The following is a 16,239-nucleotide window of genomic DNA, read 5'->3' as shown; positions in this document are numbered from 1 at the left end:
CTGGCGCGCAGGACAGTAAGGACATGAACGCATTCAGCGCATACGCGACCGTCCTGATCGTCTTCCTTCTCCTCGCCGCACCCTCGCTCGTCGGGTACGTCCACGACCGCCGGATCGACCGAGAGCTGCGCGAGGCGGAATCCGCCCCGCGCAGCTCGGACGTACCAGACGTGCCGGCCGGACTAGAACTCGTCGTCGAAGGAGACCGAACCCTCGACCGCGACCTGGTAGGCCGAAGGGCGCCGCTCGAAGAAGTTGGTCAGCTCCTGGACACCCTGAAGTTCCATGAACGAGAACGGGTTTGACGAGCCGTAGACCGGCGCGAAGCCGAGCCGCTGGAGCCGCTGGTCGGCGACGCACTCCAGGTACTCGCGCATCGAGTCGGTGTTCATGCCGGGCAGGCCCTCGCCGCACAGGTCGCGCGCGAACTGCAGCTCGGCCTCGACGGCCTCCTTGAGCATGTCGGTGACCTGCGTCTGGAGCGCGTCGTCGAAGAGCTCCGGCTCCTCCTTGCGGACGGTGTCGACGACTTCGAAGGCGAAGCTCATGTGCATCGTCTCGTCGCGGAACACCCAGTTGGTGCCGGTGGCGAGGCCGTGCAGCAGACCGCGCGAGCGGAACCAGTAGACGTACGCGAACGCCCCGTAGAAGAAGAGCCCTTCGATGCACGCGGCGAAGCAGATCAGGTTCAGCAGGAAGCGGCGCCGGTCGGCCTTGCTCTCCAGCTGGTCCATCTTCTCGACGGAGTCCATCCACCGGAAGCAGAACGCGGCCTTCTCACGGATGGAGGGGATCTCCTCGACCGCGTCGAAGGCCGCCGCGCGGTCCTCCGGGTCGGGCAGATAGGTGTCGAGCAGCGTCAAGTAGAACTGGACGTGCACGGCCTCCTCGAAGAGCTGGCGGCTCAAGTAGAGCCGTGCCTCGGGGGAGTTGATGTGCTTGTAGAGCGTGAGCACGAGGTTGTTGGAGACGATCGAGTCGCCGGTCGCGAAGAACGCGACCAGGCGGCCGATCATGTGCTGCTCGCCGGGTGAGAGCTTGGCGAGGTCGGCGACGTCCGAGTGGAGGTCGACCTCCTCGACGGTCCAGGTGTTCTTGATCGCGTCCCGGTAGCGCTCGTAGAAGTCGGGGTAGCGCATGGGACGCAGGGTCAGCTCGAAGCCCGGGTCGAGGAGGTTCTTTTCGGCGTTGGTGGTGCTGGACATTACTGGCAGGCCTCGCAGGACTCGGGGTTTTCCAGGGAGCAGGCAAGGGCCTCTTCGGCCGTCGCCTGAGCGGGTACGGGGGCGGGCTCGGCGGCTTCGGTCCGGCCCGCCGCCGCGCGGGCGATGCGGGTCGCCGGGCGCGAACGCAGGTAGTACGTGGTCTTCAGGCCCTGCTGCCAGGCGTACGCGTACATCGAGGAGAGCTTGCCGATGGTCGGCGTCTCCAGGAACAGGTTCAGGGACTGCGCCTGGTCCAGGTACGGCGTGCGCGCGGCGGCCATGTCGATCAGGCCGCGCTGCGGGATCTCCCACGCGGTGCGGTAGAGCTCGCGCACATCCGCCGGGATCCAGCTGAAGCCCTGCACCGATCCGCTGGCCTCGCGCAGCGCCTCGCGGGTCTGCGCGTCCCAGACGCCGAGCCGTTTGAGCTCCTCCACCAAGTAGGCGTTGACCTGGAGGAATTCACCGCTCAGCGTCTCGCGCTTGAAGAGGTTGGAGACCTGCGGCTCGATGCACTCGTAGACGCCCGCGATGGAGGCGATCGTGGCGGTCGGCGCGATGGCGAGAAGCAGCGAGTTACGCATACCGGTCGTGGCGATGCGCTCCCGCAGCGCCGCCCAGCGCTCCGGCCACGTCGGCTCGACACCGTAGTGGTCGGGGTGCAGTACGCCGCGCGCGGTGCGGGTCTTCTCCCAGGCGGGGAGCGGGCCATTGCGCTCGGCGAGGTCGGCGGACGCCTCGTACGCGGCGAGCATGATCCGCTCGGCGATGCGAGTGGAGAGCGCACGCGCCTCGGGCGAGTCGAACGGCAGCTTCAGCTGGAAGAAGACGTCCTGGAGACCCATGGCGCCCAGGCCCACGGGCCGCCACTTGGCGTTCGAGCGCCCGGCCTGCTCGGTCGGGTAGAAGTTGATGTCGACGACGCGGTCGAGGAAGGTGACGGCGGTGCGGACGGTCTCGTCGAGCCGCTCCCAGTCGATGTCACCGGCTGCCTTGTCCACGAAGGCGCCGAGGTTCACCGAACCCAGGTTGCAGACGGCCGTCTCGCCGTCGTCCGTGACCTCCAGGATCTCCGTGCAGAGGTTGGAGGAGTGGACGGTGTGGCCGGGCTCCGCCGTCTGGTTGGCGGTGCGGTTGGCGGCGTCCTTGAAGGTCATCCAGCCGTTGCCGGTCTGCGCGAGGGTGCGCATCATGCGGCCGTACAGATCGCGGGCCGGGATGGTCTTGCGGGCGAGCCCGGCGTCCTCCGCCGTGCGGTACGCGGCGTCGAACTCGTCGCCCCACAGGTCGACGAGCTCGGGCACGTCGGCCGGGGAGAACAGCGACCAGTCCTGACCGGCGGCGACCCGGCGCATGAACTCGTCCGGGATCCAGTGCGCGAGGTTGAGGTTGTGCGTGCGCCGCTGGTCCTCACCCGTGTTGTCGCGCAGCTCCAGGAACTCCTCGATATCGGAGTGCCAGGTCTCCAGGTAGACCGCGGCGGCGCCCTTGCGGCGGCCGCCCTGGTTCACGGCGGCGACGGAGGCGTCCAGGGTCTTGAGGAACGGCACGATGCCGTTGGAGTGGCCGTTCGTGCCGCGGATCAGCGAACCGCGGGCGCGGATGCGGGAGAACGAGAGGCCGATGCCGCCCGCGTGCTTGGAGAGGCGCGCGACCTGGTGGTAGCGGTCGTAGATGGAGTCCAGCTCGTCCAGCGGCGAGTCGAGCAGATAGCAGGAGGACATCTGCGGGTGACGGGTGCCGGAGTTGAAGAGCGTCGGCGAGGACGGCAGGTAGTCCAGGCGGCTCATCAGGCGGTACAGGGAGGCGACTTCGTCCAGCGCACGCGTGCTGCCGTCTTCGGCGAGACCGCTCGCGACGCGCAGCATGAAGTGCTGCGGGGTCTCGATGACGTGCCGGGTGATCGGGTGGCGAAGCAGATAGCGGCTGTGCAGGGTGCGCAGGCCGAAGTAGCCGAAGCGGAAGTCCGCGCCGTCCTGGAGGGCGGCGTCCACGAGACCGTCGAGGTGCTCCGCGTGGTCGACGACGAACGCGGCGGTGCGGTCCGCGATCAGGCCCTCGCGGTGCCCCACGGCGACCGACTCGGAGAAGGAGCGCACGCCCTGCGACGCGGCCTCGTCACGGATGCTGAGGCTGAGGAGCCTGGCCGCGAGCTGCGAGTAGGTGGGGTCCTCGGAGATGAGCCCCGCGGCCGCCTCGGTCGCGAGCTCCCGCAGCTCCGCCAGATCCGCCCTGGCCGAGCGGCCCCGCAGCGCGGCGGCGGCGACTCTGCCGGGGTCGGCGTCGGGGAGGTCGGCGGTGAGGTCGGTCAGGGTACGCAGCAGCGCGGTTCCTGGGCCGTCGGCGGTCTGCTGACCGTCGGTGGTCTGCGCTGACGCAGGTTCGGCTGGCGCGATGGTCACGTGGAGCACTCCCTCGCTCGGCTCTGAGCCTTGGGGAGGGGGCGAGTGACACACGGGGGCGCCCAGGGCAGGGCTGCGCTCCGCGTCCACCAGCCCATTCCGCGAGGCCCGGACGTCGTTGGTACCCGGACCGGTCGGAACGGGCGCGCTGCCGACAGGTCTTCGGACTCGCGAGAACGACAAATGCGTACTCATACACCGTTGCGGGACAGTTCCGGACTTGCACCGGATTCCCCTGCGGCGACAGCGAGCACGAGCATACATCTTGTGCTGGCTCCGGGCGGCAGCCCCATATCTTGTGTCGCGCGCGCATCCCCTAGGGTGGCGGCCGAACTGATGGCCGAACTGATGGCCGAACAGGGGGAGTCGCCGTGCGAGGACGTGTCGCGGGCTGTGCCGCGGTATTGCTGATGCTGCTCACCGGGTGCGGGGAGGGCGGGAGTGAGGCTGAGGCGAAGCCCACCCGGACCCCGAAGCCGACCGCGGCGCCCGGTGTCGACGGTGACGCCGATCCCGGCACGGTCTTCACCGCTGCCGAGCTGACGGCGGCGCTGCTTCCGGCGAAGGCCGTGGGCCCGAAGGCCAAGGCGCTCAATGCCACATCGGGGGTCGACGGCCGGCTCTACGGGGGCGGTGACTGGGGCGCTTGCGCTCCGGGCAAGAAGGCGAGCACGGAGCTGTTCGAGATGCGGGGGACGACCGCGGGACACATGATCAGCCCCTTCCCCGGGGCGAACGCCGACGACGAGGACCCCGTCCTCTCCCAGACCCTGGTCTCGATGCCGGACGCGCGGGCCGAGCGCCACGTCGAACTGCGCCGGCAGCTCCACAAGGCGTGCCCCAGCGTCACCGTCGACACCGACGCGGCCCCGGTGGTGGAGCATCACGCGGTCGAGGATCTGCCGGACATCGGCGACGAGGCGATCCTGGAGAGCAAGCGGTACGAGGGCGGCGACGACTACGACGCGGCGACCCGGTACTACAAGGCCGAGGTGCGGGTCGGCGGCGTGCTCGTGCTGGTGGACGCGGGCCCGCACAAGGACCTGACGATCTCCTCGGCGGCCAAGGCCGCGGCGCGGGTCCGGACGGAGCTCTACAAGGCTTCGTGACACGGCCTCGTAAGACTTCTTGAGGCGGCGCACGACAACGGGCCGCCGGATCACTCCGGCGGCCCGCGTCATTCACGTACGTACGAGAACAGACTCAGTGCCCGCCCGGCGCCCCCGCCGTGGCCGCCGGCAGCTCCTCCACGACGCCCGGGTCGCCCGCGTCCGCCGTGTAGTCGCTCGGAGAGGTCTCGTCGATGCCGTCAGGGGCCTTCATGGCGCGCAGGACGAAGGTGAGGACCACGGTGACCACCACGTTCAGGACGAACGCCGTGAGGCCGATGTAGCCGATCTCGCCGATGCCGGGGATCTCGTCGGACGAGCCGCCGAAGTGCTTCTGCGTCGGCGACGCGACACCGTACGCGGCGACCGTCCCGTAGATCATGCCGACCGCCCAGCCCGCGAGCAGCGCCCAGCGGTGGAACCACCGCGTGAACAGGCCGCCGACCAGCGCGGGCATGGTCTGGAGGATCCAGATGCCGCCCAGGAGCTGGAAGTTGATCGCGACCGTCTTGTCCATGGTGAGGACGAAGACGAGCGCGCCGACCTTCACAAGGAGCGAGACCAGCTTGGAGACCTTCATCTCCTGCGCGGGCGTCGCCTCCGGCTTGAGGAAGTCCTTGTAGATGTTCCTGGTGAAGAGATTCGCTGCCGCGATCGACATGATGGCGGCCGGCACGAGCGCGCCGATGCCGATCGCCGCGAACGCGACGCCCGTGAACCAGTCCGGGAACATCGTCTCGAACAGCTGCGGGATCGCGAGCTGCCCGTTCTCGACCTTCACCCCGGCCGCGATCGCCATGAAGCCGAGCAGCGCGAGCAGGCCCAGCATCAGGGAGTAGAGCGGCAGGATCGTGGTGTTGCGGCGGATCACGTTGCGGCTCTTGGAGGAGAGCGTCGCCGTGATCGAGTGCGGATACATGAAGAGCGCGAGCGCGGAGCCGAGCGCGAGCGTGGCGTACGTCCACTGCCCGGTGGCACCCGGTGCGAGGCCCGCGACCGGCTTGCCCGCCGCCTCGTTCGTCGCGGAGAACTTGTCGCTCGCCGCCTGGAAGATCTCGTCGAACCCGCCCAGCTTGATCGGGATGTAGATGATCGCGACGGCGATGACGAGGTAGATCAGGCCGTCCTTCACGAACGCGATCAGCGCGGGGGCGCGCAGACCCGACGAGTACGTGTACGCGGCGAGCACCGCGAACGCGATCAGGAGCGGCAGGTCCTTGATGAACCAGTTCGTGTCGGGACCGCCGCCGACGCCCATGACGTCGAGTACGGCCTGGATGCCGACCAGTTGGAGCGCGATGTACGGCATCGTGGCGAGGATGCCGGTGACCGCGACGGCGAGCGAGAGCCCCTTCGAACCGAAGCGGCCGCGCACGAAGTCGGACGTGGTCACGTATCCGTGCTTGTGCGACACCGACCAGAGGCGCGGCAGGAAGGTGAAGATCAGCGGGTAGACGAGGATCGTGTACGGCACCGCGAAGAATCCCGCCGCGCCCGCCGCGTAGATCGCCGCCGGGACGGCCACGAAGGTGTACGCCGTGTAGAGGTCGCCGCCGAGCAGGAACCAGGTGACCCAGGTGCCGAACGACCGGCCGCCCAGGCCCCATTCGTCCAGGCTCTCGGTCTCGGACTTGCGCCAGCGCGCTGCCAGGAAGCCCATCGCCGTGACGGCGATGAAGAAGAAGATGAAGACGCCGAGGGCGATGCCGTTGACACCGCCCGTGTCCGCTGCGAGCACGTTCATCGGGTCGCACCCCCCTGGGCCTGCTCGGCCTTGCGGGCGCGCTGGTCACGCTGCCACAGTTTGTACGCGATCATGGTGAGGGCGGTGGATATGAGCACCCACAGCATCTGGTACCAGTAGAAGAACGGGATGCCGATGAAGGTCGGTTCGACCTTCGCGTAGGAGCTCACCCAGAGCATCGCCACGAACGGCGCGACGAGACAGAGGGCAATGATCACGCGGACCGGCGTGATCACCGGTCTGCTCACTTCAGGCGCATCTGACACTTCGCGGCTCCGCTTTCTCGCTTATCTCACCTTTAACGTGCGGGAAATCTAAGCGAGAGATTTGATCTATGGAACCCCCGTCCGGATACCGGACGAGGCCGCGATGTCCTCGACATGCCTGATCAGTCCCTGATGGGCGCCTGTTCAGCAGCAGCGGAACCCTTGCCGTGGGTCTGACTCCTGCTGATCCGTCCGCATTCGCTCGAACTCCCTCCGGGAGGGGACGGATGCCCCGGGATGCGTCTTCCGCGTGTGCGCGACATAACGGTCGTACGCGGACTCGTCGGTCAACTCCCGTGCGTACCAACGCACCCAGCGCAGCCCACGCAGGATCCACGTCATGACGGCACCTGCACGTCGTCGGCAGCCCTCGCCTCCGCGGCGGCCAGCTCCGCCTTCTCCTCCTGGGTCGGGATGAGCCCGGCCGGTGCGGTCAGCTTCGACTCGACGTATTCCGCCTCGCTCAGCTTGGACGACTGCGGGTTGCGGACGTGCTTGACGCAGATCCGGGCCGCGTCCGCGATCACGATGACGATGAGCAGGGCGAGCGCGGCCGAAAGGACGCCGTCCACCGTGGAGTTGGTGACGACGGTGTGCATGTCGTCCATGGACTTGGCGGGCGGCAGGATCTTTCCGTCGTCGATCGCGTCCTGGTAGATCGAGCGCTGCTTGAAGAAGCCGACGCGCGGGTCGCTGGAGAACACCTTCTGCCAGCTGGCGGTGAGCGTGACCGTGGCGTCCCAGGCGAGCGGAATGCCGGTGATCCAGGCCCACTTGAGGCGGCCCGACTTCACCAGGAGCGTCGTGCAGACGGCGAGCGCGACCGCCGCGAGGAGCTGGTTGGAGATGCCGAAGATCGGGAAGAGCTGATTGATCCCGCCGAGCGGCTCGTGCACGCCCACCCACAGGAAGTAGCCCCAGAGACCGGTGACGATCGCGCTCGTGATGACGAGCCCCGGCTTCCAGCTGACCTTCTTGAAGGGCTTGTACACGTTCCCGAGCATGTCCTGGAGCATGAAGCGGCCCACGCGCGTGCCCGCGTCGAGCGCGGTCAGGATGAAGAGCGCCTCGAACATGATCGCGAAGTGGTACCAGAATGCCCGCATGGAGCCGCCGGTGACCTTCGAGAAGATCTCGGAGACCCCGATGGCGAGCGTCGGCGCGCCACCGGTGCGGGAGAGGAGTGAGGACTCCTCGACGTTCTTGGCGGCCTGCGCAAGGTCCTCGGGGGAGATGGAGTATCCGAAGCCCGCGACGGCCTGGGACGCGGCCTGGACGTTGTCCCCGATGACCCCCGCGGGCGCGTTCATCGCGAAGTACAGGCCCGGATCGATGATGCTCGCCGCGACGAGCGCCATGATCGCGACGGCCGACTCCATCAGCATGGAGCCGTAGCCGATCATCCGGATCTGCGTCTCCTTCTGGACCATCTTCGGTGTCGTACCCGAAGAGATCAGCGCGTGGAAACCGGACAGGGCCCCGCAGGCGATGGTGATGAAGACGAACGGGAAGAGCGAGCCCGCGAAGACGGGTCCGTCGCCGCGCGAGGCGAAGTCGGTCACCGGGTCCATCTTCAGCGTCGGCAGCGTGATGACGACCCCGAGCGCGAGCAGCAGGATCGTGCCGATCTTCATGAAGGTGGAGAGGTAGTCGCGCGGCGCGAGCAGCATCCACACCGGCAGGATCGAGGCGATGAACCCGTACGCCACCAGCCAGATGACCAGCGTCGACGGCGCGAGGGTGAAAGTGTCCGCGAGGGACGACTCGGCGACCCAGCGGCCCGCGACAAGCGCGATCAACAGCAGGGTGATCCCGATGAGGGAGACCTCGCTGACCCGCCCTGGCCGCAGGATTCGCAGGTAGAAGCCCATGAAGAGCGCGATCGGAATGGTCATCGCGATGGAGAAGGTCCCCCACGGCGAGTCCGCGAGCGCGTTGACGATGACGAGGGCGAGCACCCCGAGCAGGATGATCATGATGGCGAACGCGGCGAGCAGCGCGGCGGCCCCGCCGAAAGGACCGATCTCCTCGCGCGCCATCTGCCCGAGCGACTTGCCGTCGCGCCGCGTGGAGAAGAAGAGGACGACCATGTCCTGCACGGCGCCCGCGAAGATCACCCCGACGATGATCCAGATCGTGCCCGGCAAGTAGCCCATCTGCGCGGCCAGTACGGGTCCCACGAGCGGCCCCGCACCCGCGATCGCCGCGAAGTGGTGGCCGAGCAGGACGCGGCGGTCGGTCGGGTGGAAGTCGATGCCGTTGTTCAGGCGCTCCGCCGGAGTGGCCCGCTTCTTGTCGACCTTCAGGACACGGTCGACGATGAACTTGGAGTAGAAGCGATAGGCGATGGCGTACGAGCCGAGGGCCGCCGCGACCATCCAGGCCGCCGACACCTCTTCGTCGCGCGAGAGCGCGAGCACGGTCCAGCCCGCGGCGCCCACCAGCGCGACGAGGGTCCAGATGACGATGGATCGGGGATTCGCTGTGCGCACCGGGTCGTCCTCCCGTTCATCATGCGATGACGGGAGGAACGTAGAGCAGCGGGGCGACCCCGCGCCAGACCCCGTACGGAGGTCAGTCCGTGGGCCGCTTGAGGCGAGCCACGAACTTGTAGCGGTCGCCGCGGTAGACCGAGCGCACCCATTCCACCGGCTGGCCGCCGCCGTCCAGGGAGTGCCGCGACAGGAGCAGCATCGGCAGGCCCACGTCGGTACCCAGCAGGCCCGCCTCGCGCGGGGTCGCGAGGGAGGTCTCGATGGTCTCCTCGGCCTCCGCCAGATGGACGTCGTACACCTCGGCGAGTGCCGTGTAGAGCGAGGTGTACTTGACCAGGGAGCGGCGCAGGGCGGGGAAGCGCTTGGCCGAGAGATGCGTCGTCTCGATGGCCATCGCCTCGCCGTTCGCGAGCCGCAGCCGCTCGATCCTGAGGACACGGCCGCCGGTGCTGATGTCGAGGAGACCGGCGAGAGTGTCGTCGGCGGTGATGTAGCCGATGTCAAGGAGCTGTGAGGTGGGTTCGAGGCCCTGGGCCCGCATGTCCTCGGTGTACGAGGTGAGTTGCAGCGCCTGGGAGACCTTGGGCTTGGCCACGAAGGTGCCCTTGCCCTGGATCCGCTCCAGGCGGCCCTCGACGACCAGCTCCTGCAAGGCCTGGCGCACCGTCGTACGGGAGGTGTCGAACTCGGCGGCGAGCGTGCGCTCCGGGGGGACCGGGGTGCCGGGCGGCAGGGTCTCCGTCATGTCGAGCAAGTGCCGCTTCAGGCGGTAGTACTTGGGCACGCGCGCGGTGCGGCCGACGCTCGGGGCCCCGCCCGCGTCGGTCTCTGTACTGCCTGCCTCGCTGACCATGTGCTGCCTTCCCGGCTCCTGTGCTGCTGCCGTCACCGGCTCCTCCGTCTGTCGCGGCTCACATCGTGGCACGTACCGGGTCGTGGGGGTCCCCCTTGCTCGAGCGAAGTCGAGAGCTGGGGGGAGGCTGCGTCCCTCAGGTGTCGGTCCGATAACGGACCTGACAGCCCTTCTTATACACCCTTGACACCCCTAAAGGTCTAGGCCAAGCTCCCCGTACTGGTCTACACCATTAAAGACCAGGTTCCAGTCCCACGGGCAGATCTCGGTCCTATTGGTCGCTGCGGGTGGGGGGTTGACTGGCATCCCTTGAGGAGGGTGACGTGCAGCGCAAGCTCATAGCGGCCATCGGTGTCGCGGGCATGTTGGTGTCGATCGCGGCCTGCGGCAGCGACGACAGTGACGACAAGAAGGCCGGGGCGGACGGCTTCAAGGGGGAGACCCTGACGCTCTGGGCGATGGACGGTTCCACGCCCCCCGGCTGGTCCAAGGACGTGAAGGCCGCCTTCGAGAAGAAGACCGGCGCCAAGCTGAACGTCGAAGTCCAGCAGTGGAACGGCATCCAGCAGAAGCTGACGACGGCCCTCTCCGAGGAGAACCCGCCCGACGTCTTCGAGATCGGCAACACACAGACCGCCGCGTACGCCAAGACCGGCGGCCTCGCCGACCTCAGCGACCTCAAGAAGGGGCTCGGCGCCGACTGGACCGAGTCGATCAACAAGTCCTCGGTCGTGGACGGCAAGCAGTACGCCGCCCCGTGGTTCGTCCTGAACCGCGTCGTGATCTACAACAAGAAGGTCTGGGCCGACGCCGGCATCAAGGACACCCCCAAGACCCGCGCCGAGTTCCTCAAGGACCTCAAGCAGGTCGGCTCCAAGACCGAGGCCGAGCCGATCTACCTGCCGGGCCAGAACTGGTACCACTTCGTCGGCCTGACCCTCGGCGAGGGCGCCGAACTGGTCAAGAAGGACGGCGACAAGTACGTCTCCAACCTCGCCGACCCCAAGGTCGCCGCGGCCATGAAGACGTACAAGCAGTTCGCGGACCTCTCCAAGGCCCCCAAGAACAAGGACGAGGCCACCCCGCAGCAGGCCGAGGTCTTCGCCAAGGGCAAGACCGGCGCCTTCATCGGGATGAGCTGGGAGGCCGCGACCGCGATCAAGGCCAACCCGAAGATCGAGAAGGATATCGGCTACTTCACGATCCCCGGCGCCACCACCGCCAAGCCCGAGGGTGTCTTTCTCGGCGGCTCAAACCTCGCCGTCGCCGCGACCAGCAAGAAGCAGGAGCTCGCCAAGGAGTTCCTGAAGATCGCGCTGAACGACGAGCACGAGGGCGCGCTCGCCAAGGAAGGCGGCGTCATCCCGAACAAGCAGTCCCTGGAGGCCCAGCTCAAGGGCAACCCGGCCGCCGAGGCCATGGCCCCCGCCACCGCCGGCGGCGGCACCACGCCGCTGATCCCGGAGTGGGCCGCGGTGGAGAACCCGCCGAACCCGATCAAGAGCTACATGACCGCGGTCCTTGGCGGTAAGTCGAACACCGATGCCGCCAAGCAGGTCGAGGGCGAGTTCAACAAGCGTCTGTCGCAGAAGCAGTAGCAGAAGCAGTAAGGGCGCGCTCCAGCCGGGGACTTCGGGCCCGGGGTGTCATCCGCCCCCGGGCCCGCTGCCCCGGCACAGCGCTGCGTTCCGCGATGCCCAGCGATGCCCACGAAAGAGATGGCGAGCATGACCGTGCAGACCGAACGGCCGCCCTCCGGCCCGACGGAGGATCTGAAATCGGACGGACGGCCGGGGGATCCGGGCAAGCCCCGCGAGCGGGCCAGGTCGCTCGCGCCCTACCTGCTACTGCTGCCCGCGATCGCGGCCACCCTGGTGTTCCTCGGCTGGCCCTTGGTCAACAACGGGATCCTGTCGTTCCAGAACCTCAACATGAGGCAGTTCATCCTCCACCTCACCGAGTGGAACGGGATCGACAACTTCAAGGACGTCCTCGCCGGTGAGGACTTCTGGCGGGTCACGGGCCGCTCGATCGCGTTCACCGCGGTCAACGTCGTACTCATCATGGTGCTCGGCACCCTGGTGGGCCTGCTGCTCGCGCGGCTCGGCAAGCGGATGCGCGTACTGCTCCTCGTCGGACTCGTGCTCGCCTGGGCGATGCCGGTCATCGCATCGACGACCGTCTACCAGTGGCTGTTCGCGACGCGCTTCGGTGTCGTCAACTGGGTCCTCGACAAGGCCGGCTGGCACTCGATGGCCGAGTACGACTGGATGGGCAGCCAGTACTCCACCTTCTTCGTGGTCATCGTCCTGATCGTCTGGCAGTCGATCCCGTTCGTGGCGATCAACCTGTACGCCGCGACGACGACGATCCCGAAGGAGCTCTACGAAGCCGCGTCACTGGACGGCGCCGGCGCGTGGAAGCGCTTCACCAACGTCACGATGCCCTACCTGCGGCCCTTCCTCTACGCGACGACGTTCCTCGAGATCATCTGGGTCTTCAAGGCGTTCGCACAGGTCTTCGCGCTCAACGAGGGCGGCCCCGACCGGCTCACCGAGATCCTGCCCGTCTACGCCTACATCGAGGGCATGGGCAACCAGCACTTCGGCATGGGTGCGGCGATTGCGCTGCTCACCATCGTCATCCTGCTGTCCCTGACCGCCTTCTATCTGCGGATCGTGCTCAAGCAAGAGGAGGACGAGCTGTGACGAGCACCGCTTCGTCGACGTCCCGCCGTGGTCACCGTAGCCGCCGCATCCGCCGTATCTGGCCCAACGCGGTGGCCGTCGTACTCTTCATCGGCTTCGTCTTCCCGGTCTACTGGATGTTCGCCACGGCCTTCAAGCCGACCGGCGACATCATCAGCGAGGACCCGGTGTGGTTCCCGACCGACGCGACGTTCGAGCACTTCAAGACGGCCATCGAGGCCGACCACTTCTGGACCATGGTCGGCAACTCCCTCACCGTCACGGTCCTCGCCGTGGTCTTCTCGCTGATCATCGGCCTCGCGTCGGCGTTCGCGCTCGCCCGGATGCGGTTCAAGGGCCGCAAGGGCTTCATCATCGGCTTCATGCTCGCCCAGATGGCGCCCTGGGAAGTCATGGTCATCGCGATCTACATCATCGTGCGCGACGCCGACATGCTGAACAGCCTGGTCCCGCTCACCCTCTTCTACATGGTGATGATCCTGCCCTTCACGCTCCTGACACTGCGCGGCTTCGTCGCCGCGGTGCCGCGCGAGCTGGAGGAGTCGGCCATGGTGGACGGCTGTTCACGGATGCAGGCGTTCCGCCGGGTCATCCTGCCGCTGCTCGCACCGGGCCTGATGTCCACCTCGCTCTTCGGCTTCATCACCGCCTGGAACGAATTCCCGCTCGTCCTTGTCCTCAACAAGGAGGCGGATGCCAAGACGCTGCCGGTGTGGCTCTCCGGCTTCCAGACAGCCTTCGGAGACGACTGGGGTGCCACCATGGCCGCTGCCTCGCTCTTCGCCATCCCGATCCTGGTCCTCTTCGTCTTCCTGCAGCGCAGGGCCGTCAGCGGTCTGACCGACGGCGCCGTGAAGGGATAACACGCTTTATGACGACACTCACCCGCCCCACCGACACCTTGACCCGCGACGCCCTGACGGTCCTCCAGCCCGGCTTCGTCGGGACGAGCGCGCCGGACTGGCTGCTCCGCAGGATCGGCGAAGGCCTCGCGTCGGTCGGCCTGTTCGGCCGGAACATCGCATCGCCCGAACAACTGGCCGCGCTGACCGCCCAGTTGCGTGCCGAGCGCGACGACGTCCTGGTTGCCATCGACGAGGAAGGCGGTGACGTGACCCGACTGGAGGTCCGCTCCGGCTCCTCCTTCCCCGGCAACCACGCGCTCGGCGCGGTCGACGACACGGCACTCACCCGTGACGTGGCGGCCGAGCTCGGCCGCCGCCTGGCCGCCTGCGGGGTCAACCTCAACTGGGCGCCGTCGGCGGACGTCAACTCCAACCCCGACAACCCCGTCATCGGCGTACGCTCCTTCGGCGCGGACCCGCTCCTGGTCGCGCGGCACACCGCCGCGTACGTGGAGGGGCTGCAGTCCGTGGGCGTCGCCGCCTGCACCAAGCACTTCCCGGGGCACGGCGACACCGCGGTCGACTCGCACCATGACGTGCCGCGCATCGGGGTGGACTCCGAGGTCCTTCGGGCGCGTGACCTGGCGCCGTTCCGGGCGGCGATCGCCGCGGGCTCGCGAGCGGTGATGAGCGCGCACATCCTGGTCCCGTCCCTGGACGCGGAGTACCCGGCGACGCTCTCGCGCCGCATCCTGACAGGCATCCTGCGCGAAGAACTGAACTACGACGGCCTGATCGTCACGGACGGCATGGAGATGCAGGCCATCTCCGCCACCTACGGCATCGAGCGCGGCAGCGTCCTCGCCATCGCCGCGGGCGCCGACGCGATCTGCGTGGGCGGCGGCCTCGCGGACGACGACACGGTGCTGCGCCTGCGCGACGCGCTGGTCGCGGCCGTCCGCTCCGGCGAACTCTCGGAAGAGCGCCTCGCCGATGCGGCCACGCGTGTACGAGCGCTGGCCCACTGGACTTCGGTGCCGGGCGCGGCCAAGCGTCCGGGGGGCGCGCCCGGCACCGAGATCGGCCTGACCGCGGCCCGCCGCGCCCTGACGGTCACCCGGGGCGAGTCCTACACGGCCCCGCTCACCGATCCTCCGTACGTCGCCGCGTTCACCCCGATGGCCAACATCGCGGTGGGTGACGAGACCCCGTGGGGCGTGGCAGCGGAGCTGGAGCGCCTGCTGCCGGGCACGGAGACGGGCAGCTTCACGGGCGCCGACGCGGGTGCGCTGGCCCTCGCGGAGGCGGGGGAGCGGCGGGTGGTGGCGGTGGTCCGCGATGCCCACCGGCACGCGTGGATGGCGGAGTCTCTGGACGTGCTGCTCTCGGCCCGCCCGGACACCATCGTCGTCGAGATGGGCGTCCCCCAGTCCCCGCCGACGGGCTCCCTCCACATCGCCACACATGGCGCGGCAAGGGTCTGCGGCTTGGCGGCGGCAGAGGTCATCACGGGGGCCTAGAAAGCGCCCCGTAAGGGGCGCGGGGCTGTGACACCTACGGCTCCGCCGCGCGGGCGCGCCCAGCCCCCACGCACCGGCCGGTGTGGCTACAAACAACAAGGTGCCGGGGCACCCCCCAGCAGGTGGCGCCCCGGCACCCTCGCATAAGGCCCAGGGGCCCGCCTAAAGCCCCTGCCAGGCCGGCTTCGCCGCAAACGTGGCCCGAAAGTACTCCCCAAGCTTCAACTTGGAAGCAGCAGCCTCATCCACGACAACGGTGGCATGTCGGTGCAATTGCAGAGCCGAAGCCGGAACAACCGCCGCTACCGGCCCCTCCACAGTCGCCGCCACCGCATCCGCCTTGCCCTCACCCGTGGCGAGCAGCACCAGATGCCGGGCTTCGAGGATCGTCCCGATCCCCTGAGTGATCACGTGGTGCGGGACCTGCTCGATGTCCCCGTCGAAGAAGCGCGCGTTGTCCACCCGCGTCTGCTGCGTCAGCGTCTTGATCCGCGTGCGCGAGGCGAGCGAGGAGCAGGGTTCGTTGAACCCGATGTGCCCGTCCGTGCCGATCCCGAGCAGCTGGAGGTCCACACCCCCGGCGTCCGCGAGTGCTTGGTCGTACGCCTCACAGGCCGCCTGCACATCCTCCGCGCTGCCGTCGGGCCCCATGAAGGACTTCTCGCTGAGCCCCAGCGGCTCGACGACCTCGCGCAGCACCACGGAGCGGTAGGACTCGGGGTGCCCGGCGGGCAGCCCCACGTACTCGTCGAGCTGGCAGATCCGCGCCCGCGAGGCATCCACGGCACCGGAGCCGACCTTGGCGGCCAGGGCTTCGTAGATGGGCAGCGGGGTGGATCCGGTGGCGACACCGAGCAGGGCGTCAGACTTACGGCGCACCAGGGCGGCCATGGCCTCCGCGATGAGCTCGCCGCCTGCCTTGGCGTCCGGGACGATGACAACTTCCACGCTGGGCCTGCCGATCTGGAGAGGGGACTCACGGGTCTGGGAGGGACCCACGGGGGACTATGTGGTATAGACCAATCTAGCAGAGCTGGCCCGCCAGAGCCCAGGTTCCAGGCTCAGAGTTCCCGCATTCCATGCTCGACTCTC

The 16,239-nt window shown here is 68.2% G+C and carries 13 protein-coding genes and 1 riboswitch; of the genes, 5 read left to right on the top strand and 8 right to left on the bottom strand.

From position 1 onward, the window contains the following. Positions 1-182: 182 nt before the first annotated feature. Together ACGFSB_RS29940 and ACGFSB_RS29935 are read right to left on the bottom strand one after the other, a co-directional pair. A complete protein-coding gene (locus ACGFSB_RS29940) occupies positions 183-1,205 on the bottom strand; it encodes a ribonucleotide-diphosphate reductase subunit beta (protein ID WP_393405668.1) in 1,023 nt (340 codons plus the stop codon). Further along, on the bottom strand, positions 1,205-3,607 hold the full coding sequence (locus ACGFSB_RS29935; RefSeq protein ID WP_393405666.1) for a ribonucleoside-diphosphate reductase subunit alpha: 2,403 nt from the start codon (positions 3,605-3,607) through the stop codon (positions 1,205-1,207). The genes ACGFSB_RS29940 and ACGFSB_RS29935 overlap by 1 nt, the downstream gene beginning before the upstream one ends. Before the next feature lie 135 nt (positions 3,608-3,742). Beyond that, positions 3,743-3,880: riboswitch (cobalamin riboswitch) on the bottom strand. Positions 3,881-3,978: 98 nt separating this feature from the next. Here ACGFSB_RS29935 and ACGFSB_RS29930 point away from each other — a divergent pair. Beyond that, positions 3,979-4,716, top strand: a complete 738-nt coding sequence (locus ACGFSB_RS29930) for a hypothetical protein (protein ID WP_393405664.1) — start codon at positions 3,979-3,981, stop codon at positions 4,714-4,716. A 94-nt stretch (positions 4,717-4,810) separates the two neighbouring features. On the opposite strand, the gene mctP is transcribed toward ACGFSB_RS29930, so the two are convergent. The 5 genes from mctP to ACGFSB_RS29905 all read right to left on the bottom strand — a co-directional run bounded on the left by mctP (position 4,811) and on the right by ACGFSB_RS29905 (position 10,074). After that, the gene (mctP, locus tag ACGFSB_RS29925; protein WP_393405662.1) at positions 4,811-6,460 is read right to left on the bottom strand and encodes a monocarboxylate uptake permease MctP; all 1,650 of its coding nucleotides are present in this window, start codon (positions 6,458-6,460) and stop codon (positions 4,811-4,813) included. After that, a complete protein-coding gene (locus ACGFSB_RS29920; RefSeq protein ID WP_393405660.1) occupies positions 6,457-6,726 on the bottom strand; it encodes a DUF3311 domain-containing protein in 270 nt (89 codons plus the stop codon). Before ACGFSB_RS29920 ends, mctP begins: the two co-directional genes overlap by 4 nt. 144 nt (positions 6,727-6,870) lie before the next feature. Beyond that, on the bottom strand, positions 6,871-7,068 hold the full coding sequence (locus ACGFSB_RS29915) for a YbdD/YjiX family protein (RefSeq protein ID WP_393405658.1): 198 nt from the start codon (positions 7,066-7,068) through the stop codon (positions 6,871-6,873). Continuing rightward, on the bottom strand, positions 7,065-9,218 hold the full coding sequence (locus tag ACGFSB_RS29910) for a carbon starvation CstA family protein (protein ID WP_393405656.1): 2,154 nt from the start codon (positions 9,216-9,218) through the stop codon (positions 7,065-7,067). The genes ACGFSB_RS29915 and ACGFSB_RS29910 overlap by 4 nt, the downstream gene beginning before the upstream one ends. 82 nt (positions 9,219-9,300) lie before the next feature. Next, a complete protein-coding gene (locus tag ACGFSB_RS29905) occupies positions 9,301-10,074 on the bottom strand; it encodes a GntR family transcriptional regulator (RefSeq protein WP_393405899.1) in 774 nt (257 codons plus the stop codon). Between the two features lie 323 nt (positions 10,075-10,397). Between ACGFSB_RS29905 and ACGFSB_RS29900 the strand changes: the two genes are divergently transcribed. From ACGFSB_RS29900 to ACGFSB_RS29885, 4 genes are all read left to right on the top strand, one after another. Continuing rightward, positions 10,398-11,672 carry an extracellular solute-binding protein gene (locus tag ACGFSB_RS29900; protein ID WP_393405654.1) on the top strand — a complete coding sequence of 425 codons (1,275 nt, stop codon included), beginning with the start codon at positions 10,398-10,400 and terminating at the stop codon, positions 11,670-11,672. 129 nt (positions 11,673-11,801) lie between these two features. Continuing rightward, entirely contained in the window at positions 11,802-12,782 is a 981-nt protein-coding gene (locus ACGFSB_RS29895; protein ID WP_393405652.1) for a carbohydrate ABC transporter permease, read from the top strand. Positions 12,783-12,838: 56 nt separating this feature from the next. Next, entirely contained in the window at positions 12,839-13,645 is an 807-nt protein-coding gene (locus tag ACGFSB_RS29890; RefSeq protein WP_393405897.1) for a carbohydrate ABC transporter permease, read from the top strand. An 8-nt stretch (positions 13,646-13,653) separates the two neighbouring features. Next, complete coding sequence (locus tag ACGFSB_RS29885; RefSeq protein ID WP_393405650.1) at positions 13,654-15,147, top strand: glycoside hydrolase family 3 protein; 1,494 nt, start codon at positions 13,654-13,656, stop codon at positions 15,145-15,147. Positions 15,148-15,309: 162 nt separating this feature from the next. On the opposite strand, the gene nagB is transcribed toward ACGFSB_RS29885, so the two are convergent. After that, the gene (gene nagB / locus ACGFSB_RS29880) at positions 15,310-16,095 is read right to left on the bottom strand and encodes a glucosamine-6-phosphate deaminase (protein WP_393405895.1); all 786 of its coding nucleotides are present in this window, start codon (positions 16,093-16,095) and stop codon (positions 15,310-15,312) included. Positions 16,096-16,239: the final 144 nt, after the last annotated feature.

Source organism: Streptomyces sp. NPDC048441 (assembly GCF_043200235.1).
Classification (GTDB): domain Bacteria; phylum Actinomycetota; class Actinomycetes; order Streptomycetales; family Streptomycetaceae; genus Streptomyces.
This window is presented reverse-complemented; position numbering and strand designations above follow the sequence as displayed.

Excerpts from the sequence above, each read along its gene's own strand:
- ACGFSB_RS29885 (WP_393405650.1), top strand. The coding sequence starts at position 13,654 with ATGACGACACTCACCCGCCCCACCGACACCTTGACCCGCGACGCCCTG.
- ACGFSB_RS29940 (WP_393405668.1), bottom strand. The coding sequence starts at position 1,205 with ATGTCCAGCACCACCAACGCCGAAAAGAACCTCCTCGACCCGGGCTTC.
- ACGFSB_RS29915 (WP_393405658.1), bottom strand. The coding sequence starts at position 7,068 with ATGACGTGGATCCTGCGTGGGCTGCGCTGGGTGCGTTGGTACGCACGG.
- mctP (WP_393405662.1), bottom strand. The coding sequence starts at position 6,460 with ATGAACGTGCTCGCAGCGGACACGGGCGGTGTCAACGGCATCGCCCTC.
- ACGFSB_RS29905 (WP_393405899.1), bottom strand. The coding sequence starts at position 10,074 with ATGGTCAGCGAGGCAGGCAGTACAGAGACCGACGCGGGCGGGGCCCCG.
- ACGFSB_RS29895 (WP_393405652.1), top strand. The coding sequence starts at position 11,802 with ATGACCGTGCAGACCGAACGGCCGCCCTCCGGCCCGACGGAGGATCTG.